The sequence below is a fragment of the Alistipes sp. An116 genome (genome assembly GCF_002161005.1).
Classification (GTDB): Bacteria; Bacteroidota; Bacteroidia; order Bacteroidales; family Rikenellaceae; genus Alistipes; species Alistipes megaguti.
On the sequence record NZ_NFLR01000016.1, the window covers coordinates 22,712 to 46,684 of the forward strand.

Genomic DNA, 23,973 nt, shown 5'->3' on the forward strand with positions numbered 1-23,973 from the left:
TTCAAGGTTTAAGCTGGTTTATTCTTCGATGAGGTTGATCTGCACTTCGTCCAGATACCAGTTTACGTCGGCGCCGTTCGAGGAGAGGAACGCGAACTGGGGATAGGTGTTGAGCAGGTCGGTGCATTTGGCGCTTGCGGCGGTGAATTCGAAGCGCACCTGCTTCCATTCGGACGAGGGCATCAGCTCGGGTGTAGCGGGGAGGGTGATCTCCTCGGTAAGGGGGTATTCGACGTTGCTCCAGATGGAGAGGAGTTCTTCGGGCTGTTCCTGGAAGGGAATATTGGGGAAATAGGTGCTCCAGTGGTCACTGGCCAGAGTTCCGAGCACGTCGTTCCACGACCACGAGGGGAGGTAGTTGTAGACGCCGAGCAGGACGATGAGCGTACCCTGCGGGGCATCGGTCTTCTGCCAGAAGGAGATTTCGTACTTTTTGCCGGCCGTGAGTTGGGCGTTGTTGACCCAATTGTCGCGCGTGAAGAGCTGGTAGATGATTCCGGGTTGGATGGTCACCTTGAGGGCCTGTTTGGTCTGATCGGCGCCGCCTGTCACGATCGCGGTGTTGGTCGTGATGTCATCCGTGCCAGTCGTTGTGTTCCAGAAGGTCCATTTGCCGCGCGAGGCGAGTTCGAACTGCCAGGGGTCGTAGTCTTTGTCGGCAATGGGGTAGAGCAGCGGGTAGTTTCCGACGATATAGGTTTCGGCCAGGTCGGTGGTTTTGCCGTCGTCGGCTCGTTTCAGGCGGCAGGTGACGCGTGCGCCCTTCTTGTTGGGCGACGACCATACGACCTGGGGATTTGCCTCGGTCGAGGTGGCCGGCGTTCCGCCCTCGAAGGTCCACTCGTAGGAGGTCGGATCGCCCTCGACCTCCGACAGACCGAAGGTCATCGGGGTATTGAGCCGTATGCAGCCCTTCGGGGTGAGGTTCTGAGGGCTGATTTTGGCGTTCAGGGGGTAGAATACCTCGACGTCGAACGACTGGGTCTGGCTTTCGCCGTTGAGGAAGTGAATGGTGAGCGAGACGGTCTTCGTGCCCATGGAGTTGAAGACGACGGCGGGTTCGGGCTCGGTCGAAGTTGCGGGAGTGGCGTCCTGGAAGCTCCACTGGCGGGTTTTGACGCCGAGCGAGAGGTCGGTGAAGGTGGCAGGTTTGCCGACACTGATCTGGGTTTGGGTATCGTAGCGCCAGGCCAGTTCGTAGGGTTGCGACCACCCGTTCGAATCGTTGCCGCAGGCCACGGTCAGACAGGCGAGTGCGAGGGCCGGCAGCAGATGGAGTAAATCGTGTTTCATGGTTCGTGGTTTTAAGGATGGCGAAAAAAATCGTTAAAGAGACAAGGTTTGCAGGTGAGGGGTCACCGGTCGGGTCGGTCCGGGTCGTGCGCCATCGGTCGGGCACGGCGGGAGCCGTCCGACTGGGCGTGAGATAGAGGTGTAAAGGGATTCATTGGCGTTGATTTTAGGTTTCGGGACTGCCGTATTTCGGGCAGCCAATACAAAGAAAGGGGATCGGAACCTGAAAAATTAACGCAAATGTTGCAAAATATGCGGTTGTCGGAAAAAGTATTTATTAATTTATCTGAAAAATGGCATCCGGGATCAGTTAAGGTTCAGACTCTCAGCTGTTCGTCTTTTTATGGTCGTTTTCCTCCCGGTTCCGGCCTTGGAGGGCGAATTCCTTGGGCAGGAGCCCGAATTCATCGTGGAAGATTTTGGCGAAGTGGCTGAGGTTGGTGTATCCGACGCGGTACATCACCTCGCTGACGGGCAGCGAGCCGTCCTTTGACAGGAGTTGTGCGGCGTGCCGGAGGCGGATGTTGCGGATGAACTGTACGGGGGTCAGCCCGGTCAGGGCGAGCAGCCGTCTGTAGAGCAGCGATCGGGAGACGCCGGTTTTGCGGCACAGCTGCTGTACGTCGAATTGCGGATCGGCCATCTCCTGTTCGACGGTTTCGGTGCATTTGACCAGGAAGCGGTCCTGGCTCTTTTCGACGGAGACCTCCGAGACGGGGATTTCGGCGTGCGGCAGTCGTGTTCTGCGGATCATCTCCTGCCGGGCCACGAGGTTGTCGATCCGTGAGAAGAGCACCTCCAGGGAGAAGGGTTTGGCGATGTAGCCGTCGGCGCCGACTCTGTAACCGGAGATTTCGTAATCCTGAAGATTGTGTGCCGTGAGGAGGATGACGGCGATCTGAGCGGTTTGGGGTTCCGTTTTCAGACGGCGGCAGAGTTCGATACCGGTCATTCCGGGCATGACGATGTCGGTGAGCACCAGATCGGGCTGCTGTTCGACCGCCAGCGAGAGAGCCTCCTGACCGTTTGAGGCCGTGATGACGTCGTATCGGCCCTGAAGAGCCGCGTGGAGATAGTCGCGCAGGGCGGGGTTGTCCTCGGCCACAAGGATCGAGACGCTTCGCCCCGACCCTTTTTCGATACCGGATCTTCGAGCCTGCCGTGCGGCGGATTCACCCCGACCTCCGGCGGCTTTCTCCGATCCGGACGATCCGGCTTCGGCACGGGCTGATCCGGACGTTTTGGTCGCGGAGCTTCCCGGCCCGGCGGTCACGTGCCCCTGCGCGGCTGGTCCGGCAGCCGCGTTGCCGGTCCCAACTGCATCTTCGGCCGCAAACCTTCCCGGCCCGGCCGTTGCGCTTCCCGCGCCGGTTGTCCCGGTTGTCCCGGCAGTCGCGCTGTACGTTCCGGATGTTCCGGCTGCCGCTCTCCCGTCCGCTCCGGCGAAGGGAACTGACACCCCGGACGCCTCTCCATCCCGGGACGTTTCGGCCGAACGACCGTCTGGCGTCTGCGCCTCCATCCCGGCCGAAGCTGCGGTCAACTCCTCCTCGATCTGCGCCGGGAGCCGTTGCAGTCTGTGGTCCGGCACCTCGTCGGGCTCCTTGATCTGTTCAGGTGAGAGATGGGCCGACCCTTTGGGCAGCAGGACCCGGAAGAGCGAACCGACGTTGAGTTCCGATTCGACCTCGATGGTTCCGTGGTGCAGTTCGACGATGTGTTTGGAGAGCGCCAGACCGATGCCGACGCTTTTTTGGGCGGCGTTGTTGTTCGAGGCCTGATAGAAACGCTCGAAGATGCGGGTCTGTTCGTTGCGGGCGATGCCGATTCCGTTGTCCTCGACGAGGATTGCGACCTCGTGCTGCCGCTCTTCGCAGGAGAGGGTCACCTTGCCCGAACCTTTGCGGGTGTACTTGAAGGCGTTGTATAACAGATTGACGACGACGGTCTCCATCTTGTCGCGATCCATCCGGACGAAGATCGGCGTTTCCGGGAGCTCGATCGAGAAGCTGATCCGGAGGTTGTCGGCCAGCGGTCTGAAGAGTTCGGCCACACGGCGCAGGAACTGCGTCAGATCGGTCTGGACGGCGACCAGATTCATCTTGTGGTTTTCGTATTTCCGCAGGTCGAGGATCTGTTCGAGCAGGGTGGTGAGGGCCGCGGTGTTGCGGCTGACGAGTTCGAGTCGTTTTCGGGTGGTTTCGCCGATGTGTGGATTCATCAACAGCTCCTCGACAGGTGCGGCGATCAGCGAGAGCGGGGTTTTGAGTTCGTGGGCGATGTCGGTGTAGAACTGCAGCATGTTGGCGCTGCTTTTCTGCTCTTCGTAGTATCTATTGCGTTCGAGTTCGATCTGGTGCCGCTCCTGGAGTTTGCGCAGCGATCGGCGGTGCCAGGCGTAGATGCCCAGGGCGGCCATACATATATATAGGAGGTATGCGACCCGGGTGGCATAGAGCGGCGGATGGATGACGATTTCGAGTCGGGCCGGCTCATCGCACCAATATCCGTCTTCGTTGGCGGCATAGACCACCAGCCGGTAGTTTCCGGGGCGGAGGCTGGTGTAGACGGCCTGTGGCGACATTCCTCCGGTGTAGTTCCAGTCGTGGTCGAAATTCTCCATGCGGTACTTGTAGGTGTTGTACTGCGGGTCGACGTAGGCGAATGCGGAGAATTCGAAGGTGAGGTTGTTGCAGCGGTAGGAGAGTTCGAGGCGTTCGAGGCGGTTGACGGCCTTGCGAAGGACGACCTTACCGCGGATGGAGTCGCCGGCATGGACGGCGCGGTTTCGGATTCTGAGCCGGGAGATGGCGGCACGGGGTCGGATGTTGTTGTCGGTGATGCTGTCCGGGTGGAAGATGTTGAAACCCTTCACGCCGCCGAATGCCATCTGCCCGTCGCGCAGCCGGCACGAGGCCCAGATCTTGAACGAGTTGCTCTGGAGTTGGTCCTTGACCGTGAAGTGCCGGACCGAGCGTGTGCGTGGGTCGAAGCGTGTGATTCCGTATCCACCGATCCAGAATGTGCCGTGATCATCCTCCTGCAGACTTTCGAGTTCGTTGTTGAAGAGTCGGGTATTCGAGGTGTCGAAGCCCTCGAAACGCGGTGCTTCCCCGCCGTTCCGGCCTTCGGACATGCGGAAGAGCCCTTCGCCGATGGTTGCGATCCAGAGGTCCCCGTTCTGGCGGTCGCAGTGGATTGTCGAGATGAAGGGGTTCCGGCGTTTAGCGGTGTTGCCGGCGTTTCCGAGTTCGATGCGCTGGCAGTTGGCCTTCCCCCCCCCTCCGGCATCGAAGCGGATCCGGTTCAATCCCGAGCGGGTTCCGATCCAGATGGTCTTCTCGCGCGTGGCGGGATCGGGACAGATGTCGGTCGTGAAGTCCGAGCAGAGCGAATTGGGGTCGTTGACGTCGTGAGCATAGTTGATCCAGCGGTCGACGCCGCCGGGGGCCGCCGGAATGTACTCGAAACAGCCGCGGTTGGAGCTGATCCAGAGATGGCGGTCGCGGTCCTCGACGATTCGGAAGACGGAGAGGGCGCCGTCGATGACGGGATGACGGAGTTGCCGGGCCTGGACTTCGCCGCTTGTCGGAGCCTGTTCGACCTCTTTGCGGGGGACGATCCAGAGGCCCTTGTCCCAGGTTCCGATCCAGAGGTCGCCGTTCTGCGCGGTGAAGAAGGCCGAGACGGTGGCGAATCGGATGCTCGGCATTCCGTTGATGCGGAGTCTGCGGAACGACACCGACCGTCGGTCGAAGAGGTCGATTCCCCCGTGGGTGCTGACCCAGAGCGTGCCGTCGCGGGCTTCGAGGAAGGTGATGACGCGGTTTTCGCTCAGCCCCTGCGCTTCGGTGAAACAGGCGATGTGTTTTTCGACGATGTTGAGTCGGTTCAGACCGCCGCCGATGGTTCCGATCCAGAGTACGCCGGAACGATCCTCGAACAGGGCGCTGATTTCGAACGAACTGATGGCGTGCGGAATGGGTAGTTTTGGGTGGTAGTGTGCCAGTTGGGCGCCGTTCGCATCGTATTTGTAGAGGCCCTGATTGAACGCTCCGACCCAGAGTTCACCCTGGCTGTCCTGAAAGACGATGCGGGATGAGAAGTCGCAGATTCGGTTGACTTTCCAACTTTCGGGATCCAGAATTCTCACGCCCCAACCGCCCGAGAGGGCGATTTTCCCGTCGCGGAGGGTTCGGATCGAGAGGCATCGGGCGCGGATCTCGTCGCGGAGCACGTTCTGGATCTCTTCGGTTTCGGGGTTGTAGATGACGGGACCTGCGTCGGTGGAGAGGAGCAGCCGCCCGTCCTCCAGGACGGTGCCGCACTGGATGTAATAACCTCCCCATCGGGGTTTCGAGCGGAGCGAACCTGCCGCCGTTTCGGGTATCGAGGCAGGCCAGGCCGTCGTTGCGGCAGACCCAGATGGTTCCGTCGTGATCCTGGAAGATGTCGTTCACAACCTGATCGGCCGAGGCGTGTGACTCATCGTTGATCGGCGTGATGGATTCGGTGGCGGGGTTGTAGCAGTTCAGGCCTCCGGATTCGGTTCCGATGTAGAGCGAGGAGTCTCGGGCGATGAAGAGGGTGAGGACCCGATCGCTCGAGAGGTTTGAGTTGTCGGTCCGAAAGGTTTGGATCCGGTAACCGTCGTATTTGCACAGACCGCTGAAGGTTGCGAACCAGAGATAGCCGTCGGGATCCTGAACGATGGCATTCACGTCGCTGTGAGGGAGACCGTCGTCCATTGAAAGGGTCTGGATTCTTTCGTAGGGGGCGGCCGCGAGGGGAAGTGTTGAAGCGAAGATTCCGGTGAGCAGCAGCAGGCCGGTCACACGGTGCAGGAAAACGGAGAGGGCGGTTGGCACGTTCGTAGAGTCTGGATTTTCTCCTAAAGGTACGACAAAACCCCGATTTTGCCAAATCGGGGTTGGATGCAACGGATGTCGGAGACCTTGCCTGCGACGTTATGTCACTCGTCTTCAGCGGTTCGTTTTTCTCGTTAGGGCCGTTGGTTTTGGTAGGGTTGACGCCTTCGTTGAGCCTCATCTTGGCAGGGTTGCCGTTTTAGTCGGACCGCCGCTCAGGTCGGGTCGCCGATTTGTCTGGACTTCTGCCCTGATCAGACTGTTGTTTTGATCGGACCGCTGTCCTGGTCGGACCTCCGCCCGCTTGACCTGCCTGTCAGTCTCTCTTTTCCGGCCGCCCTCTCTTTTCCGGCCGTCCTCTCTTTTCCGGCCGTCCTCTCTTCTCCGGCTGTCCTCTCTTTTCAGGCCGCCCTCACTTCTCCGGCCGCTCTCACCCCCCCCGGTCAGTCGAGGAATCCTTCGCGGACGAGCTGTTCGCGAATGCGTACCCAATCGGCGACGGGACGCTTTTCCCCGTCGATGAATCGCAGGGGACAACCCAGGTTGCTGTCGTCGATGTAGAGATCGGCATGCACCTTCGGCGAGGAGGTCCACCGTTTCTGCTCGGGGTTTTCGTTTACGGCGTAGAGGGGGATTCCCTTTTCGCGGAACCAGGCCACGGCCTGATCGAGCAGTTTGCCGTGCCGCATCGAGTAGAGGATCAACCGGCAGCCGTTCTCGACCAGCTCCTTGAGTACGGGGACCGCACCGGCATCTTCACCGATCTCGGGATAGGCGTGGGTGACAACCGTACCGTCGAAATCGACGGCTATGACAGCGTGATGAATGGCCATGGTCGGACGGATCAGTGTTTGTGTTTATGGTCGTGGTCCTTGTGGTGACGGCGGGTCAGCGAGAGGAGGAAATCCTTGATGCGTTTGCGATAGCTTTCGTCGTGATAGTCGTCGCCGTACCCATACCCATACCCGTATCCGTAGCCATATCCGTAACCATACCCGTAGCCATACCCGTGACGGCGGGTGCGGGCACCGTTGAGGACGATGCACATGTTGTGGAGTTTCTTTTCGCGATAGAGTCGCTCGATGTCGGGGAGCTGCCGGCGGTCGAGGACGCCTTCGCGGACGATGTAGATGCAGAGATCCGAGAGCCGGTCGGTGATCACGGCATCGGCCACCGACATGGCGGGAGTACTGTCGATGAAGACATAGTCGTATTTTCTGCGCAGTTCACCGATCAGCCGGTCGAGCTTCTCGGAAAGGAGCATTTCGGTGGGATTGGGTGGTTGAACCCCGGCATATACGACGTCGAAATTCTCGTGGTAGGAGGTTTTGTTGATGATCGAGTCGATATCGGCGATCGATCCGGCGAGATAGCCGGTGACGCCGTTTCGGGTTTTCCCGTGTCCCATGAGCGTGGAGAGGGTATGACGTCGCAGGTCGAGATCGACCAGCACGACGCGTTTGCCGGCCATGGCGAGCGTCATGGTGAGGTTCATGGCGATGAACGTCTTTCCGGCGTGGGGATTCGACGAGGTGAAGAGGATGGACCTCATTTCGTTTCCGGCCGAAACGCTCATGAACGACATGTTCGAGCGGAGGATGCGGAAGGCCTCGGAGATGGCGTCGCGGCCGGTTTCACGGACGACGACTCCATCCTGGCTTTCACCCTCGTGGTAGGGGATGTCGCCCAGGAACGGTGCGCTGAGGTGGTCTTCGATATCCTTGCGGCCGCGAATGGTGGTGTCGAGCATGCTCAACAGGAAGAGCAGACCGAACGGGATGGCCAGACCGATGACGACGGCGATGCCGAGGATCATCATCGGCCGAGGCGATATGGGTGCGTTGCTGCCGTAGGCGGCGTCGATGGTCCGGGAGTTGCTCTCGGCGACGGCATAGTTGAGCTGGTTCTCCTCCTGTTTGTTGAGCAGGTAGAGGAACAGCTCCTCCTTGATCTTCTGCTGACGGGTGATTCCGAGGATGACCTTCTCCTGGGAGGGCATGGTCGAGATGCGCCGGTTTGCGAGCTCCTCTTCGCGCCGCATGGCATCGCGCTGGATCTCGAGAGTCGAGATGTGGGAGTCGAGCGAAGCGATGATGGTTCGGCGGATCGCGGCGAGCAGGTTGTCCAGATCGCGGATGACGGGGCTGTTTTCGGAGCTGTTTTCGAGGAGTTTTTCCCGCTGGAGGATCGCGGTGTTGTACTCGTCGATCTGAGCCGAGACGGCGGCATTGGTGACCGAGGCCATGGCGGGGATCAACTCTCCGGCTTTGGAGGGGTCGCTCAGATAGCTGCGGATGAACTGCGCGACATTGATCTGATTGTCGAGCGAGAGTCCTTCGGCCTTGTACTGCGAGCTTTCGGTGACGCTGCGTGTGGCTTCAGAGGCGATGTCGACCATCTGATTGTCCTTTTTGAGGTTTTCGATGTCGCGATCCACGTCGCCGAGTTCACGTCCGATGACCTCGAGTCTGGACTTGATGAATTCGGCCGTTGTGACCGAAACGCGGCGTTTGTCGTCGATGGCGTCCTTTTCATAGACGTCGATCAGGGTATTGATGACATCTTCGGCGCGTTTGGCGACGGAGTTGCTCATCGAGATGGTGACCACGGATCCCTGCTTGGCCACATCGCACTTGATGGCTCCGCGGTAGGCGTCGGTCAGGGCCTTGAGCGAACTCTTCCCGACCCGGATGGGGACGCCGTTGAATTCGGGATTCATGTAGAGGGTCTTGTGGACGACGATTTCGCCAATGGGCGTGGGGATCGTGTCACCGTACTGAGCGGTCACGACCGAGCGGCTCTCCTGTTTGGAGACGAAGCCGTCCTGGAACTGGGAGATTTCGATCTGCTGTTCGCCGCGGGGCGTTATGGTCATCGAAAGGGTCTGGTTGTCGTCGCCGTTGATGAAGTCCACGTCGATGGGTGACTGTCCGTAGAGGTCCCGGTCGCGGAGGTGTTCGTGAATGGAGTACGCTTCGGTGAGGTTGAGGCGTCGGACGACTTCAGACATCAGCCGGCGAGACTGGAGGATATAGATTTCGTTGTCGACGCTGCGTTGGGTCTGGAAGCTGGCCAGGTCGCTGAAGGCCGAGAGCTCGGGTGCGCCGCCCTTCCGTGAGTCCTTGACGAGGATGGTGGCTGTCCGGCTGTATATTTTCGGGGTTTTGGCCAGGTAGTAGTATGCCACACCGAGGCAGACGAGAACCGAGAGGACGAACCAGTACCAGTTCATCAGGATCATGCGGATGATGTCGTGCAGGTTGATGGCCCCGGCCTGGTCGTCGTTAAAGGCTTGTTGGGGTATGTTGTTCGGTTGCTGTTCGATCATGATCGGAGTTTATTTGGCGAGGGAGATGATGGAGACGGTGAGCGTAATGACGGAGATCGCCGTGCTGACGAGCGAGAGATAGAAGCTTCGGTTCTGGCTGATCTCGGCCGACTGGGCCTTGTACTTGTTGGGCTTGACGTATACGACGTCGTTCTGCTGGAGGTAGAAGGCCGGGGAGCTGAAGACATCTTTCGAGGTGAGATCGAGTACCTCGATGGTCCGTTTGCCGTCTGCCTCGCGGGCAACGATGACTTCGTTGCGCATGCCGTAAACGGTCATGTCGCCGGCCATGGCCAGTGCGTCGAGGATCGAGATCCGGTCGCGGTCGATCTCGAAGCTGCCGGGATGGGCGACCTCTCCGATGACGGAGAACTTCATGTCGGAGAACTGTACGTTTACCGAGGGGTCGTTGATGTAGCCGCCCTCGACGATCTTGTCGGCAATCAGCCGGGCGAGTTCGTTGCGGGTGAGGCCCTCGCACTTGACGGTCCCGATGATGGGCATCAGGATGCATCCGTTCTCATCGACGGTTCGGGTCTGGAGCGACTCGATATTCGATGAAGAGCTGGATCCGTTGGTTGAAAGGGAGTTCATGGCCGTCGAGGAGTTGAACGGTACGGCGAGTTCGGGGTCCTTGCTGTTTACGACGACGATCAGACGGTCGAGGGGTTTGATCCGGATCTCCCCGTTCTGCACGATCTGCTCGGGGGTAGCTGGTTGGACATCCTGCAGGTACCAGACACGTTTCTGGGCGGAGCACGATGCGAGGAGAAGCCCCAGCAGTGCGAATCCGACGAGACGGTATAGGTTGCTCATTTCTAAAAAAATAGATATTTGGTGTGACTCGGTTTGCAAAGATAGTGAAAAATCCGGTATTTTTGTTTTCCGGAGCGAGCTATTTCACATTGGAAGAGGATTTGAAGCGGGCGATTCGGGAAAAAATTGTATCTTTGGTGTCCGAAAACGAAAAAAATCGGATTCGGAGCATGTTCCGATCGGGCGGAGTTAGGGAGGGAGCGGCTCTGTTTTGCGAGAGAACTCTCCTCTCTTTTTTGAGGCATCCACGCGTTGCTGCGACCGAATCCGGACAGGAATCATAAACGAAAAAGCGGTAAGATACATGTTGCATCCGGAATGGAGTTATCAGGCGGTGATTTATGAGATGAACGTGCGTCAGTTGACGCCGGAGGGGACGCTCCGTGCGGCAGCTGCGAAGTTGGCGTTTCTCAAGGAGTTGGGTATTGATGCCGTGTGGTTGATGCCGATCTGTCCGATCGGAGTCGAGTCGCGCAAGGGGACGCTGGGGTCCTACTATTCGATCCGGGACTACTGTGCGGTGAATCCGGAGTTGGGGACGCTGGCCGATTTCGATGCCTTTGTTGCGGAGGCGCACCGGCTGGGACTGAAGGTGCTGCTGGACTGGGTGGCCAACCACACGTCGCGGGATGCGCGGTGGTTGAGCGAACGCCCGGCGTCGTGGTACGAGCGGGATTCGTCGGGCGCGGCGGTCATCCCGTGCGACTGGAGCGACACGGCCAAACTCAACTATGCGGAGCCGGGCGTGTGGGAGGACCAGGCCTCGGCGATGGAGTTCTGGATCCGGGAACACGGCGTCGACGGTTTCCGGTGCGACATGGCGATGCTGGTTCCGATTGCCTTCTGGAATGCGACGGCCCGGCGGCTTCGGGCCTTGAAACCGGATCTGTTTCTGCTGGCCGAGGCCGAGCAGCCGAACCTCTTCGAACAGGGGGCCTTCGATGCGTGCTATGCGTGGGAGATGCACCATTTGATGAACGACGTGGCGGCCCAACGGGTCCGTGTGACCTCGCTGCGGGACTACCTTTACGCCGATCAGCACCGTTATCCGGAGTGGGCCATGCGCCTGAGCTTCACGACCAACCACGACGAGAACAGTTGGAACGGTACGGAGTTCGCGCGTCTGGGGGCGGCACGGGCCGTGATGACGCTCTTCACGTTTGTCGTGCCGCGGGGGCTGCCGCTGCTCTACACGGGACAGGAGATCGGTTACGACCATTCGTTTTCGTTTTTCGACCGGGATCCGATCCCGGCTGAGCGCTACCACGAGAACGAACATACGCAGTTTTTGCGACGTTTGACGTCGTTGCGCCATGCGAATGCGGCGCTGGCGTCGGGCGGTCGCGGGGGCAAGCTGCTGGAGATCCGCAACAATGCGGAGGACTGCCTGATGATTCTGGTTCGCGAAGTTTCGGGCAATCGGGTGATTGCGGTGATGAATCTGTCGCCCTACCGGATCCACGCCGACTACTATACGGGGATCTATGCGGGGATGTATACGGATGCGATGACGGGCTGTGCCTATGAGCTCCGGGGTCGGGTCGAGGAGGATATGGAGCCGTGGAGCTGGCGGATTCTGACGCGATGAACAGAAAAGATCGGGGAAAAAACTTTTCCGGAAGGAAAAAATAATCTATCTTTGTCAAAATTGTGTGCATGGAGGTGGCCTGACTGCAGTCGAGGAGCCGGGCGGTGGAACGGAGACGGAACATTCATTTACCAAACATACAATAAACAGCAAAGGCATGAAGAAATTTTACATTCTGATGATTCTGGCTCTTGCGGTTTCGGGGGTCCGGGCCCAGGAGCAGACGAAAGAGGCGACGGCTCAGCGTCTGGATTCGCTGCAGCAGGTCGTGGACCAGTTGACGACGAATGTGGCGACCCTCGAGAAGGAGAACCTGAATCAGGCGATCTGGAAGGACCGGGCGAAGTATTTCAATATCGGCTATGTGAAGCAGACGCTGACGGACAAGACCTTTGGCGGCGACATCACGAGTGACTTCGGCGTGTCGCTGAGCAACGGCAAGACCTACTACCTGCACAAGAAACCGATTGCGGGGATGATCAAGTTCGGGCTGGACTGGACGTGGCTGGACATCAACTACGCGAAGTCGTCGATTGACTATGGCGACGAGGAGTCGGGGACGACGGAGTCGTCGGATATGCATCAGGCGGAATTAGGCATGCAGTTCGGACCGTCGGTGACGATCAATCCGGTGCACCACCTGAAGGTGAGCGGCTATTTCCGGGTGACGCCCTCCTATTCGATGCTCTACATGGACGAGACGTTTCATCACCACTACGTGACGATGCTCAATGCGGGCTGTGCCGTGGCGTGGAAGGCCATCTCGCTGGGAGTCGAATGGCGCTGGGGATCGGCCAAATACAATGGTCTGACGTTTGACGGGCTGGATTTCGACGAGGATTCGTTCGGCGAGGAGGACAATCCGTCGATGGGGGATGTGATGGATCAGATGTCGGCGCCGAAGCGCAAGCTGAAGACCTCGTCGATGCGAATCTATCTGAGCTTCCGCTTCTGATCGGCGGTTTTGCTCGCGGAAACGGACGGCCTGCAGGGATGCGGGCCGTTTTTTTTGCGGTCGGGACGGCTTCAAGGCCGATCCGGGATTGCACGGGGAGAATATTTCGTTATCTTTGCGCTTGAGATATGACGATGCGACGAATCATAGTGATACTGATGCTCGGACTGCTGAGTTTGACCGCTGCGCAGGCTCGAACGTACCGTCCCGGGGAGATTCCGAACGTGCAGCGGCTCGATGCACGGCGCTACGTGTCGGACCCCGACGGGATCCTGACGGCGGATGCGACCCGGCGGATCGACTCGATCTGCGCGTCGCTTCGCACGCGGGGACTGGCGCAGGTGGCCGTTGTGGTCGTTGACGACATTGCCGGCGGTGATACCTTTTCGTTTGCCATCGAACTCTTCCGGAGTTGGGGCGTGGGCTCTTCGCGGAGCAACAACGGACTGGGGATCCTGCTGGTGAAGCATCTGCGCGAGATTCGCTTCGTGACGGGAGGCGGACTGGAGGGCATCCTTCCCGACGCCCTCTGCAAGCGGATCCAGATGCAGCGCATGATTCCCTTCTTCCGTACGGGGGATTACAGTGCGGGCATGGTCAGCGGTGTGGAGGCTGCGGCCCGGGTGCTTGAAGGGGGCGATCCGGATTTGAGCGAGGCGTCCGACGGAGAGCTTCCGTGGTGGGCGATTCTGGCGCTGATCGGAGGTGTTTTCGTGGGCCTTCCGCTGCTGGTGTGGCTGGGCCGGCAACGGATGCGCACCCCGTGCCCGAATTGCGGACACCGTGCGCTGCGCCAGGTGTCGGAGCAGACGCTGGAGGTGACACCGGCCTATCGGGTCGAGGAGTGCGAGTATGAGTGCCGGCATTGCGGACATCGGTTCCGTCGTCGGTTCCGCTCCTACGGCGATGATCATTTCGGAGGTCCGGGTGGCGGAGTGTTCATCGGCGGCGGACTGGGGGGCTTCGGCGGCGGCCGGGGCTCGTTCGGTGGCGGCTTTGGCGGTGGTTCGTTCGGTGGCGGCGGAGCCGGTTCGAGCTGGTGACGCCGGCCAGGATTTGTCTCTCGGGCCGGGGACGGTCTGCGGATGATGCCGGGGTCTGGCCTGCACCTTGCGGGTGACACCGGGCGGAGCGACCCTCTCACGCCGGAGCGACCCTCTCAAGCCGGAGCCCTGATAATCCGGGCCTGCAGAAGCCGCATGAAAACGGGAAAACAGGAATAATAATAAATAAGTAAACAAACGGGAACAATGAAAAAATGGATTTGGATCGGCGTAGTCGCCGTTGTGGTCCTCTTCCTTTACAGCTCCTACAACGGGCTGGTAAACAAGGAGGAGCGGGTACGGAGTGCGTGGTCGAACGTGGAGACGCAGTACCAGCGCCGTGCGGATCTGATTCCGAACCTGGTCAATACGGTCAAGGGGTACGCGGCGCACGAGCAGCAGACGCTCTCGGAGGTGACCGAAGCGCGGACGCGGGCCACGTCGATCAACCTTTCGGCCGACGACCTGACGCCCGAACGGCTGGCCGAGTTCCAGCAGGCGCAGGCTGGGGTCCGTTCGGCCCTGGGCCGTCTGATCGCCGTTGCGGAGAACTACCCGGACCTGAAGGCAAACCAGAATTTTCTGGAGCTTCAGGCGCAGCTCGAGGGGACGGAAAACCGGATCTCGGTAGCGCGCCAGGATTTCAACCAGGCGGCCGAGAGCTATAACCGGACGGTTCGGCGTTTTCCGACGAATCTCGTTGCCGGGATGTTCGGATTCGAGCGCAAGCCCTATTTCGAGGCTTCGGAGGGGAGCGAAACGGTCCCCGAGGTGAAGTTCTGAGATGCTCAGCGAACGTACGCGCGGCTATGTGCTGGGAGCGATAGCCGCCGCCAGCTACGGCCTGAATCCGCTCTTTGCGCTGCCACTCTACGGTGCAGGGATGGGGGCCGATTCGGTTCTGTTCTATCGGTATGTGCTGGCGGTCGTGATGCTGGGTGCGCTGATGCTCTTCCGGCGGCAGTCGTTTGCTCTGAACCGGCGCGACATTGTGCCGCTGGCGGTGATGGGCCTCCTTTTTTCGGCCTCGTCGCTGCTGCTCTTCGAGAGCTACAACCTGATGGATGCGGGCATTGCCTCGACCATTCTGTTTGTCTATCCGGTGATGGTGGCCGTCATCATGGCCGTGGGGTTTCACGAGCGGGTCACCGTCTCCACGGTGCTGTCGATCGTGCTGGCCTGCACGGGCATCTCGCTGCTCTACAAGGGCGGTGACGGTACGACGCTCAACTTGACGGGTGTCCTGCTGGTCTTCCTTTCGGCGCTCTCCTATGCGATCTATATCGTGGCGATCAACCGCTCGTCGCTGCGGAATCTGCCGACCGAGAAGCTCACCTTCTACTGTCTGGTATTCGGGTCGCTGGTCTACGTGGTCCGGCTTCGCGGATGCGCCGACCTGCAGGCCATCCCCACGTTGCTGCTGTGGGTGAATGCCATATCGCTGGCGCTTTTTCCGACGATTATTTCGCTGGTGACGATGGCCGGGGCGATCCGCCGCATCGGTTCGACACCGACCGCGATCCTCGGGGCGCTGGAACCGGTCACGGCGCTGTTTTTCGGGGTTGTGGTCTTCGGGGAGGCCTTTACGCTGCGGATCGGCGTGGGGGTGGTGCTGATTCTGGTGGCCGTGACGCTGATCATCGCCGGACAGTCGCTTCCGGTCCCCAACGCGGTGACCCATCTGGCCCACTGGATGCGCCGGCCTCACCTGCCGCGGTGGGCCCACCGCTGGGCGCGGCGCCTTCCGCTGCCGCACCCTCGCCACCACCGGCATGGATCCGTCTGAAATCCCCGCTTCTCTTCTCTCTCTCTCCCCCCCCCTCCCGGAGCCCTTTGCCGAGCCGTTTTCGTTTGGGGTCAGAATCCAGTCCCGGACCCTTTCGAGAGCCGCTCCCGGTCCTCGGCGGATGCCGCCTCGACGGCCCGTTTTCGGAAGGCCTTTCCGCTCTGGAAATTCCACGTCACGCCGAATCGGAACTGAATCTTGCCCCACGCCTGACTGATGTGCATCATGCGGACAAAGTCCTCGTTGTCGCCGCTGGCCCCGATCCGCTGGTCCTGGTCGAGGATGCCGCGCACCGAAAGCGAGAGGAGGAACTGCTCGCCGAGACGCTTCTTGATGCCGGCCTGCAGCGAGTGGCTGGGCAGGACCCAGACGGTCCCCAGGTCGATTCGCCCCTGGTAGAAGTAGGCGCAGTCGATGTAAAACCGGGCGGGCAGCGAAAAGGTGTTCGAGACATTGGCAAAGACCCAGTTGCAGAAGTGCTGCTCACCGTGCTGTTCGATGCGCTGGCCGCGGCGCATGTAGACGCCATTGAGGTTCATCTGCCACCACTTGGCGGGTTGGAAGGGGAGGTTGACCGTTGCGTAGTAGCTGGTCGTGGCGTCGAAGTTGACCCAGTTGATGTGGAGCATGTCGGGGTTCTGGGGGTCGGAGAGCATCGTTTGCAGAATCTCACCGTCAATGATCTGCACGCCTCCCGTGAGTGAGTATTTGTTGGCCAGCACGAGGGTGAGATTCACGTCGTGCTGGAAGGCGGGATCGAGTGACGGGTTTCCGCTCTGATAGGTGTAGTCGGAGAGTTGCGAGCGTTGCGGGTTGAGGCACCAGAAGTTCGGGCGCTGGATCGTGCGGGCATACTGCAGGATGAGCGAGTGGCCCTTTTCCGGTGCCAGCGTATAGGAGATGTTGGCATTGGGGAAGAGCGAGAAGTAGTTTTGGCGCAGGCCGCCGCTTTTGCCGTGGGTGTGGGTGTACTCGCCGCGCAGACCGGCCACGAGGCTCCAGCGTCCGAGCCGGGCCGAAGCGGTTGCATAGAGCGCGGCGATGTTTTCGGTGTAGTTGACCGTATAGCTCTGCCCGTTGTTTCGCAGCCAGGCGTCGGCTTTGCGGTATTCGTAGAGGGCGTCGTTGCGCATGTCGTTGAAGGTGTACTTGGCTCCGGCCTTCAGTGTCCAGCGGGGAGAGAAGTTCTTTTCGAGGGCCAGAGAGGCGGTCATGATGTCGTATTGGCTTGTGGCGGCATCCCGGTAGAGAGAGTCGACGACGGAGGGACCTGAGGTGATGCGGCTTGAATTGTCGTTGCCCGAGTCGGCATCCCGGCGGGTGTAGTCGGCCAGCAGCTTGAGGGTTGAGCCGAGGGTGTCGAGTTTGAGGATGTAGTTGAACGTGGCCGTGTAGTTGTTTCCGCGGTCGTGGTTGTCGAACCGGCTGCGGGTGTTGACCGTGGCCTGCTGATCCATGAGGTCGGTCGAGGTGGAGGTGGGCCCCCACGAACCGTTGTGCCAGACGGACAATTCGGCGCCGAGGCTGTTCTTCGGGTTGATTTCGAAGAGGCTGCCGGCATTGATGCCGTAGTTGCGTTGGTTGTGCCGTGCGTTGGATATTGCCTGGAGGTTCTTTCCCGAGGCGTTGTAGCGGGTGTTTTCGCGGGATATCAACCTCTGGTTACCCAGCGATCCCCAGATGGAGGAGTAGAAGTCGACCTTTCCGGAGTGGAGGTTGATGTTGGCCGAGGGGTCGTAGGTGTGGATGTATCGGCTTTGCGAGGTGTTGAAGGCGACGGATCCGTTCAGGCCGTTTTCGCGGCGTTTTTTGAGGGTGATGCGGATGACGCCGGAGGCGGAATCGGCGTCGTAGTCGGCTCCGGTGACGGGTATGACCTCGATTTTCTGAATCTCCTCGGCGCGCAGCGAGCGCAGATAGGTGAGCAGCTGCGTGTTGTCCATCTTCAGTTCGCGGTCGTTGATGTAGACCTTCGAGCCGCTTTTGCCGTTGATGGAGATCTTCTCGCCGTCGATCCAGACGCCCGGGGCCTGTTCGAGCAGATCGATGCCGTCCTTTCCGATGGCTGCAGGGGCGTTTGCCACGTCGACGACGAAACGGTCGGCCTCGCGCCGGACGAGCCGGGCCGAGACGACAACCCCCTCGATTTGGGTCGGGGAGCTGCGGAGGACAAAGTCGCCCAGATCGTTGTTCTCTTCGACGCGGATCAACTGCTTGAGGGGTTCGCAACCGAGGTATTGAATCTGGAGGTCGTATTGGCCGGGAGCGGCCTCCAGTTGGAATTGTCCGTCGGCATCGGTAGCCATGCCGGCCACCTGGCGTCCCTCCCTGAGGAGGACGACCGTTGCATATTCGATGGCTTTGCCCTGTTCATTGACGACGCGCCCGTGAGCCGGGCAGAGTCTGGCGGCCGAAGCCTCAATGGCGCAGATGATCATCACGATCCAAATGATCCACTTTTTCATGGGAAGTATCGGGTTTTTGGCACGAGGCCGATTTGTTTACACCACAAAGATATGTAAAAATATTTATACTTTGCAATGCATAGTACTAATTTTTTTTGAAAAAAGTGGATACATATATAAAAAGGGGAAGGCCCGGGAAAAAATGTTGAAAAAACGATCGGCGGTAGGGTAGGAAAGCCGGGAAATAATCACTAAATTTGCAGATTGATAGGGTTGCGGGCGCTTTTCTGCGGCCCTCCCGAACGGAAATCAAGAGCCTTATGTTGAGCGCATTGTACTACGTATTTCTGGTGTTGCTGTGCACCGTGTTCATGATTCTGTCGGCCGTAGCGCTGGTCGTTTGCTACCCGTTCGACCGGGGTCGTCGGGTGGTCCACGAACTGTCGCGCATTCTGGTGCGGATCTTTTTCTTCATCCCGTTGCGCTGGCGCCAGCGGGTCGAGGGCCGTGAGCTGATCGACCGGCGGAAGCAGTACGTGATCGTCATCAACCACAACACGGTGATCGACATTCCGACGCTGTACTACCTGCCGCTCAATTTCCGGTGGGTATCGAAGCGCGAGGTCTTCAAGGTTCCCTTCTTCGGGCAGTACCTCGTGCTTCACGGCGACATCTGCATCAACCGGGGACGTGCGACCGCGGCGCTGGAGCAGATGATCCACCAGGGCAAGGAGTGGATCTCGCGCGGGGCGTCGATTGCGATCTTCCCCGAGGGGACGCGCTCGAAGGACGGGGAGATCCACCGTTTCAAGCCGGGGGCCTTCACGCTGGCGCGTGAGGCCGGGGTCGATATCCTGCCGGTGGTGATGGACGGCACGCGGACGCTGGTCCGCCGGAATCTGCTCTTCAACTGGGGCAACCGGATCACGATCCGGGTTCTGCCGCCGATTCCGGCGGAGCGCGTGGCGGCGACGGACCCGCACGAACTGATGGAGGAGGTCCACGACTCGATGTGCGCGGCGCTGGCCGAGATCCGGCAAAAACGATAGACTATGGCAGATTTACTCAATACGAATCAGAACAACTACGGCGACGACGCGATCCGGACGCTCACCCCGCGTGAGCACGTGCGGCTGCGTCCGGGCATGTATATCGGCAAGCTGGGCGACGGCACGCAGCCCGACGACGGTATCTACGTGTTGATCAAGGAGGTGACCGACAACTCGATCGACGAGTACATGAACGGTTTCGGCCACCAGATCGACATCACGGTTGCGGACGGTCTGGTGACGGTGCGCGACTACGGGCGCGGCATTCCGCTCAAGTCGCTCTCGGCGGCGGTGAGCGTGATGAATACGGGCGGCAAGTACGACGATGACGAGGAGGGCGCGGCTTTCAAGAAGACCGTGGGTCTGAACGGTGTGGGCGTCAAGGCGGTGAACTACCTTTCGAGCCAGTTCTGGGCGCGGTCGGTGCGCGACGGCGAGGCCCATACGGTCTATTTCGAGAAGGGCCTCGAACAGAGCGACCGCTGGGAGAGCGGCCTCACGGAGAAGAACGGCACGGAGATCCGTTTCCGGGTCGACGAGGAGGTCTTCGGCCCCTACAGCTACAATCTGGAGTATGTCGAGCAGCTGGTGCGCAACTATACGTACCTGAACCGGGGGCTGACGATCCGCCTGAACGGCAAGTCGTACGCCTCGAAGAACGGACTGCTCGACCTGCTGAACGAGAACATGTCCGAGGAGCCGCTCTATCCGCCGATTCACCTTTTGGGCGAGGACATCGAGGTGGCCATCACCCACGGCACGGGCTACGGCGAGAGCTGCTACTCGTTCGTTAACGGACAGTACACGACGCAGGGCGGCACGCACCAGGCGGCCTTCCGCGAGGCCTTTGCCAAGACCGTCCGCGAGTTCTACCACAAGGACTACGACCAGTCGGACATCCGCACGTCGTTCATCGGGGCCATTTCGATCCGGGTTTCGAGCCCGATCTTCGAGTCGCAGACCAAGACGAAACTCGGTTCGAAGGAGATGTCGAAGTCGGGCCCGACGATCCGCAACTTCGTGATGGAGTTTTTGGGCAAACACCTCGACGATTACCTGCACAAACACCCCGAGACGGCTCAGATCCTGCAGCGGAAGATCGTCGAGAACGAAAAGGAGCGCAAGGCGATCTCGGGCGTACAGAAGAAGGCGCGTGAAACGGCCAAGAAGGTGTCGCTCAACAACCGCAAGCTGCGCGATTGCAAGATCCACCGCACGGACAAGAACGAACTGGCCGAGCAGTCGATGATCTTCATCACGGAGGGCAATTCGGCGTCGGGTTCGATCACCAAGAGCCGCGACGTGCGTACGCAGGCGGTCTTCTCGCTGCGCGGCAAGCCGCTCAACTGCTTCGGGCTGACGAAGAAGGTGGTCTACGAGAACGAGGAGTTCAACCTGCTGCAGGCGGCGCTGAATATCGAGGAGGACATGGACAACCTGCGCTACAACAAGGTGGTGATCGCGACGGATGCCGATGTCGACGGCATGCACATCCGGCTGCTGATGATGACCTTCTTCCTGCAGTTCTTCCCCGACGTGATCCGTCAGGGGCACCTCTTCGTGCTGCAGACGCCGCTGTTCCGCGTGCGCAACAAGAAGGAGACGATCTACTGCTATTCGGAGGAGGAGCGGCTGCGTGCGATTGCGAAACTGGGTACGAGTGCCGAGATCACGCGCTTCAAAGGTCTTGGCGAGATTTCGCCCGACGAGTTCCGGGAGTTCATCGGCGAGAACATGCGCCTGGACATGGTGCGCATCACGAAGGACGACCCGATCCACGACCTGCTGGAGTTCTACATGGGCAAGAACACCTACGAGCGGCAGGGCTTCATCATCGACAATCTGCGTATCGAGGAGGACCTCGTGGAGCAGGATCTGAAAATCAACTGACGAATTATGGCAAGAGACAAACATAGAGACGACGAGACGCTGCTTCCGGAGGAGGCCTTCGACGAGGATGCCTCGACGCCCGAATCGGACTACGGTGCAGACGAGGAGGCCGAGGGGGCTGAAGGGGCCGAGGGGGCCGAAGGCGCAACGGCTGCCGGAGATTCCGCCGCGAACGGAGCGTCGGGCGGCGGAGTGCGGCGCTCGGGAAAGTTCGACCGCCTGACACACGACGAGGGTGACGTGCGCAAACTGACGGGCATGTACAAGAACTGGTTTTTGGATTACGCCTCGTACGTGATTCTGGAGCGTGCCGTACCACACGTCGAGGATGGCCTGAAACCCGTTCAGCGACGCATTCTTCACGCCATGAAGGTGGTCGACGACGGCCGTTACAACAAGGTGGCCAACCTCGTGGGCCAGACCATGCAGTACCACCCGCACGGCGACGCCTCGATCAAGGATGCGCTGGTGCAGCTGGGACAGAAGGATCTGTTGATCGACTGCCAGGGTAACTGGGGCAACATCCTCACGGGCGACGAGGCGGCCGCGGGCCGATACATCGAGGCGCGGCTGTCGAAATTCGCGCTGGATGTGGTCTTCAACAAGAAGACCACGGAGTGGATGCTCTCGTACGACGGCCGCAAGGAGGAGCCGGTGACGCTTCCGGTGAAGTTCCCGCTGCTGCTGGCGCAGGGTTCGGACGGTATTGCCGTGGGTCTGGCGTCGAAGATCCTGCCGCACAATTTCAACGAACTGATCAACGCTGCGATCGCCCATCTTCAGGGTCGAGAGTTTCAGCTTTACCCGGACTTTCCGACCGGCGGCATGGCCGACGTCAGCCGCTATAACGACGGTCTGCGGGGCGGTACGGTGAAGGTGCGAGCGAAGATCTCGAAGATCGACAAGCGGACGCTGGCCATCACCGAAATCCCCTACACGACGACCACCGAGTCGATCAAGGAGTCGATCATCAAGGCCAACGACAAGGGGAAAATCAAGATCCGCAAGGTGGACGACAATACGGCCGACAAGGTGGAGATCATCATCCAGGTGGCGCCGGACGAGTCGTCGGACAAGACGATCGACGCCCTCTACGCCTTTACGGACTGTGAGGTCTCGATTGCGCCGAACGCCTGCGTCATCTGGGACGACAAACCGCACTTTCTGGGCGTGTCGGAGATCCTTCGCCGCTCGGCCGACCATACGCGCGCGCTGCTGGGACAGGAGCTTCAGATCCGCCTCGGCGAACTGAACGAGGCGTGGCATGCGGCGTCGCTCGAGCGGATCTTCATCGAGAACAGGCTCTACCAGCTGATCGAGGGGTGCAAGACTCGCGAAGAGGCTTATGCGGCCGTGGATAAGGGGCTGGAACCCTTCAAGAAACAGCTGCGACGTGAAGTGACGCTTGAAGACGTGCAGCGCCTGACGGAACTGAAATTTATCCGCATTTCGCGCTACGATTCGGAGAAGGCCGACAACGAGATCCGCCAGATCGAGGAGGATATCAAGACGACGCAATACAACCTCGACCATCTGACCGACTATGCGGTGGCGTGGTACGAGCGGATCCGCGACAAGTACGGCAAGGGGCGCGAACGGCGCACGGAGCTGCGCGAATTCGACTCGATCGAGGCGACGAAGGTGGCCGTGACGAACGCCAAACTTTACGTCGACCGGGCGGAGGGCTTCTTCGGCATCGGCAAGACGATGAAGGATGCGGAGTTCGTGTGCGATTGCTCGGATATCGACGACGTGATCGTCTTCACGAAGGACGGACGCTACATCATCACGAAGGTGAGCGAGAAGGCCTTCTTCGACAAGGGGATCTACTACATCGGCATCTTCAAGCGCAACGACGAGCGGACGATCTACAACGTCCTCTACCGCGACGGCAAGAACGGACCGATCATGATGAAGCGCTGCGCCATCAAGGGCATCACGCGCGACAAGGAGTACAACATCACGAAGGGAACGCCGAAGAGTGAGATTCTCTATATGTCTGTCAATCCGAACGGTGAGGCCGAGGTGCTGAAGGTTTACTTCAAGCCGCGTCCGCGTCTGAAGAAGGTGATTGTCGACCTGGATTTCTCGACGCTTGCGATCAAGGGCCGCCAGAGCCAGGGCAACCTCTTCTCGCGTTACGGCATCCACAAGATCGTCCTCAAGGAGCGGGGCACCTCGACGCTGGGCGGTCAGGATATTTGGTACGACGAGGATGTGCGGAGGTTGAATGCCGACGGCCGGGGCCGCCTGCTGGGCGAGTTCAAGGGCGACGACAAACTGATCGTCTGGACGGCCAAGAACCAGTATTACATTACGGGCTACGACCTCGGACAGCACTTCCCCGACGATACGACCTATGTGGGCCGCTATTCGGCCCACCGGGTCTACAGCCTCTGCTACTACGATCAGGAGCAGCAATACTACTATCTGAAACGTTTCACGGCCGAGTTGTCGGACAAGATGCAGGAGTTCCTCGATCCGGAGGACCGCTTTGTCTGTGTGACCGAGCGGGCGGGGGCCAAACTGGAGATCACCTACAGGGGGGCGCACGCCTCGCGGCCGGCCGATCTGATCGACGTCGACGAATTTGTCGGCGTGAAGAGCCATCGCGCCAAGGGCAAGCGGTTGACCACTTACGAGGTGGATACACTGCGGATGATCGAACCGGAGCTGACTCCCGGGCCGGAACCTTCGGACGATGAGGCGATTGACGGCGATCACTTGACGGATACTTCAGATAACGACGTTCAAACGGCTGATCCAAAGTCCGGAAAATCATCCGACGGAGCTTCCGGTGGGGAAAAACCGGTGCCGACGCTGTCGGATGCAGGGCTTCCGCCTTCGGGCTCGAATGCCGGCGGGGTGGAGTTTGAGATCGAACGGCCCAAGGGCGATGCCGACCAGATGATCGACCCCGAACAGTTGAATCTTTTCTGACAAAAAAACGAA

At 59.9% G+C, this 23,973-nt stretch carries 15 protein-coding genes; 8 read left to right on the forward strand and 7 right to left on the reverse strand.

The window, feature by feature from the left end; genetic code table 11:
- Positions 1-18: 18 nt before the first annotated feature.
- The 6 genes from B5E60_RS10425 to B5E60_RS10450 form a co-directional block, all read right to left on the reverse strand.
- Entirely contained in the window at positions 19-1,293 is a 1,275-nt protein-coding gene (locus B5E60_RS10425; protein WP_087311441.1) for a hypothetical protein, read from the reverse strand.
- Positions 1,294-1,618: 325 nt separating this feature from the next.
- On the reverse strand, positions 1,619-5,446 hold the full coding sequence (locus B5E60_RS14280) for a response regulator (protein ID WP_087311442.1): 3,828 nt from the start codon (positions 5,444-5,446) through the stop codon (positions 1,619-1,621).
- Positions 5,361-6,161, reverse strand: coding sequence for a ligand-binding sensor domain-containing protein (locus B5E60_RS10435; protein WP_143260741.1), 801 nt, complete (start codon positions 6,159-6,161; stop codon positions 5,361-5,363). Before B5E60_RS10435 ends, B5E60_RS14280 begins: the two co-directional genes overlap by 86 nt.
- Positions 6,162-6,604: 443 nt before the next feature.
- Complete coding sequence (locus B5E60_RS10440) at positions 6,605-6,994, reverse strand: hypothetical protein (RefSeq protein WP_087311444.1); 390 nt, start codon at positions 6,992-6,994, stop codon at positions 6,605-6,607.
- 11 nt (positions 6,995-7,005) lie between these two features.
- Positions 7,006-9,489, reverse strand: coding sequence for a GumC family protein (locus tag B5E60_RS10445; RefSeq protein ID WP_087311445.1), 2,484 nt, complete (start codon positions 9,487-9,489; stop codon positions 7,006-7,008).
- Between the two features lie 9 nt (positions 9,490-9,498).
- Positions 9,499-10,305, reverse strand: coding sequence for a polysaccharide biosynthesis/export family protein (locus B5E60_RS10450; protein ID WP_087311446.1), 807 nt, complete (start codon positions 10,303-10,305; stop codon positions 9,499-9,501).
- A gap of 304 nt (positions 10,306-10,609) precedes the next feature.
- Between B5E60_RS10450 and B5E60_RS10455 the strand changes: the two genes are divergently transcribed.
- The 5 genes from B5E60_RS10455 to B5E60_RS10475 all read left to right on the forward strand — a co-directional run bounded on the left by B5E60_RS10455 (position 10,610) and on the right by B5E60_RS10475 (position 15,677).
- Positions 10,610-11,893, forward strand: a complete 1,284-nt coding sequence (locus tag B5E60_RS10455; protein ID WP_087311447.1) for an alpha-amylase family glycosyl hydrolase — start codon at positions 10,610-10,612, stop codon at positions 11,891-11,893.
- Positions 11,894-12,050: 157 nt separating this feature from the next.
- Positions 12,051-12,848 (forward strand): hypothetical protein, encoded by a 798-nt coding sequence (locus B5E60_RS10460; RefSeq protein WP_087311448.1) that lies wholly within the window; start codon positions 12,051-12,053, stop codon positions 12,846-12,848.
- A gap of 134 nt (positions 12,849-12,982) precedes the next feature.
- Positions 12,983-13,891 (forward strand): TPM domain-containing protein, encoded by a 909-nt coding sequence (locus B5E60_RS10465; protein ID WP_087311464.1) that lies wholly within the window; start codon positions 12,983-12,985, stop codon positions 13,889-13,891.
- A 207-nt stretch (positions 13,892-14,098) separates the two neighbouring features.
- Entirely contained in the window at positions 14,099-14,674 is a 576-nt protein-coding gene (locus tag B5E60_RS10470) for a LemA family protein (RefSeq protein ID WP_087311449.1), read from the forward strand.
- A 1-nt stretch (position 14,675) separates the two neighbouring features.
- Positions 14,676-15,677, forward strand: coding sequence for a DMT family transporter (locus B5E60_RS10475; RefSeq protein WP_087311450.1), 1,002 nt, complete (start codon positions 14,676-14,678; stop codon positions 15,675-15,677).
- Between the two features lie 71 nt (positions 15,678-15,748).
- Here the strand turns inward: B5E60_RS10475 and B5E60_RS10480 are convergent, their stop codons facing one another.
- Positions 15,749-18,142, reverse strand: a complete 2,394-nt coding sequence (locus tag B5E60_RS10480) for an outer membrane beta-barrel protein (protein ID WP_087311451.1) — start codon at positions 18,140-18,142, stop codon at positions 15,749-15,751.
- 260 nt (positions 18,143-18,402) lie between these two features.
- Here B5E60_RS10480 and B5E60_RS10485 point away from each other — a divergent pair, with 260 nt between their 5' ends.
- The 3 genes from B5E60_RS10485 to B5E60_RS10495 are packed head-to-tail and all read left to right on the forward strand — an operon-like array spanning position 18,403 to position 23,961.
- The gene (locus B5E60_RS10485) at positions 18,403-19,131 is read left to right on the forward strand and encodes a lysophospholipid acyltransferase family protein (RefSeq protein ID WP_087311452.1); all 729 of its coding nucleotides are present in this window, start codon (positions 18,403-18,405) and stop codon (positions 19,129-19,131) included.
- Between the two features lie 3 nt (positions 19,132-19,134).
- A complete protein-coding gene (locus B5E60_RS10490) occupies positions 19,135-21,021 on the forward strand; it encodes a DNA topoisomerase IV subunit B (protein WP_087311453.1) in 1,887 nt (628 codons plus the stop codon).
- Positions 21,022-21,027: 6 nt separating this feature from the next.
- Positions 21,028-23,961, forward strand: coding sequence for a DNA gyrase/topoisomerase IV subunit A (locus B5E60_RS10495; protein ID WP_087311454.1), 2,934 nt, complete (start codon positions 21,028-21,030; stop codon positions 23,959-23,961).
- The last annotated feature ends 12 nt before the right edge of the window (positions 23,962-23,973 follow it).

Bases quoted from the DNA above. Each gene is read 5' to 3' on its own strand.
- B5E60_RS10425 (WP_087311441.1), bottom strand. From the start codon at position 1,293: ATGAAACACGATTTACTCCATCTGCTGCCGGCCCTCGCACTCGCCTGT.
- B5E60_RS10440 (WP_087311444.1), bottom strand. From the start codon at position 6,994: ATGGCCATTCATCACGCTGTCATAGCCGTCGATTTCGACGGTACGGTT.
- B5E60_RS10445 (WP_087311445.1), bottom strand. From the start codon at position 9,489: ATGATCGAACAGCAACCGAACAACATACCCCAACAAGCCTTTAACGAC.
- B5E60_RS10450 (WP_087311446.1), bottom strand. From the start codon at position 10,305: ATGAGCAACCTATACCGTCTCGTCGGATTCGCACTGCTGGGGCTTCTC.
- B5E60_RS10455 (WP_087311447.1), top strand. From the start codon at position 10,610: ATGTTGCATCCGGAATGGAGTTATCAGGCGGTGATTTATGAGATGAAC.
- B5E60_RS10460 (WP_087311448.1), top strand. From the start codon at position 12,051: ATGAAGAAATTTTACATTCTGATGATTCTGGCTCTTGCGGTTTCGGGG.
- B5E60_RS10465 (WP_087311464.1), top strand. From the start codon at position 12,983: ATGCGACGAATCATAGTGATACTGATGCTCGGACTGCTGAGTTTGACC.
- B5E60_RS10470 (WP_087311449.1), top strand. From the start codon at position 14,099: ATGAAAAAATGGATTTGGATCGGCGTAGTCGCCGTTGTGGTCCTCTTC.
- B5E60_RS10475 (WP_087311450.1), top strand. From the start codon at position 14,676: ATGCTCAGCGAACGTACGCGCGGCTATGTGCTGGGAGCGATAGCCGCC.
- B5E60_RS10480 (WP_087311451.1), bottom strand. From the start codon at position 18,142: ATGAAAAAGTGGATCATTTGGATCGTGATGATCATCTGCGCCATTGAG.
- B5E60_RS10485 (WP_087311452.1), top strand. From the start codon at position 18,403: ATGTTGAGCGCATTGTACTACGTATTTCTGGTGTTGCTGTGCACCGTG.
- B5E60_RS10490 (WP_087311453.1), top strand. From the start codon at position 19,135: ATGGCAGATTTACTCAATACGAATCAGAACAACTACGGCGACGACGCG.
- B5E60_RS10495 (WP_087311454.1), top strand. From the start codon at position 21,028: ATGGCAAGAGACAAACATAGAGACGACGAGACGCTGCTTCCGGAGGAG.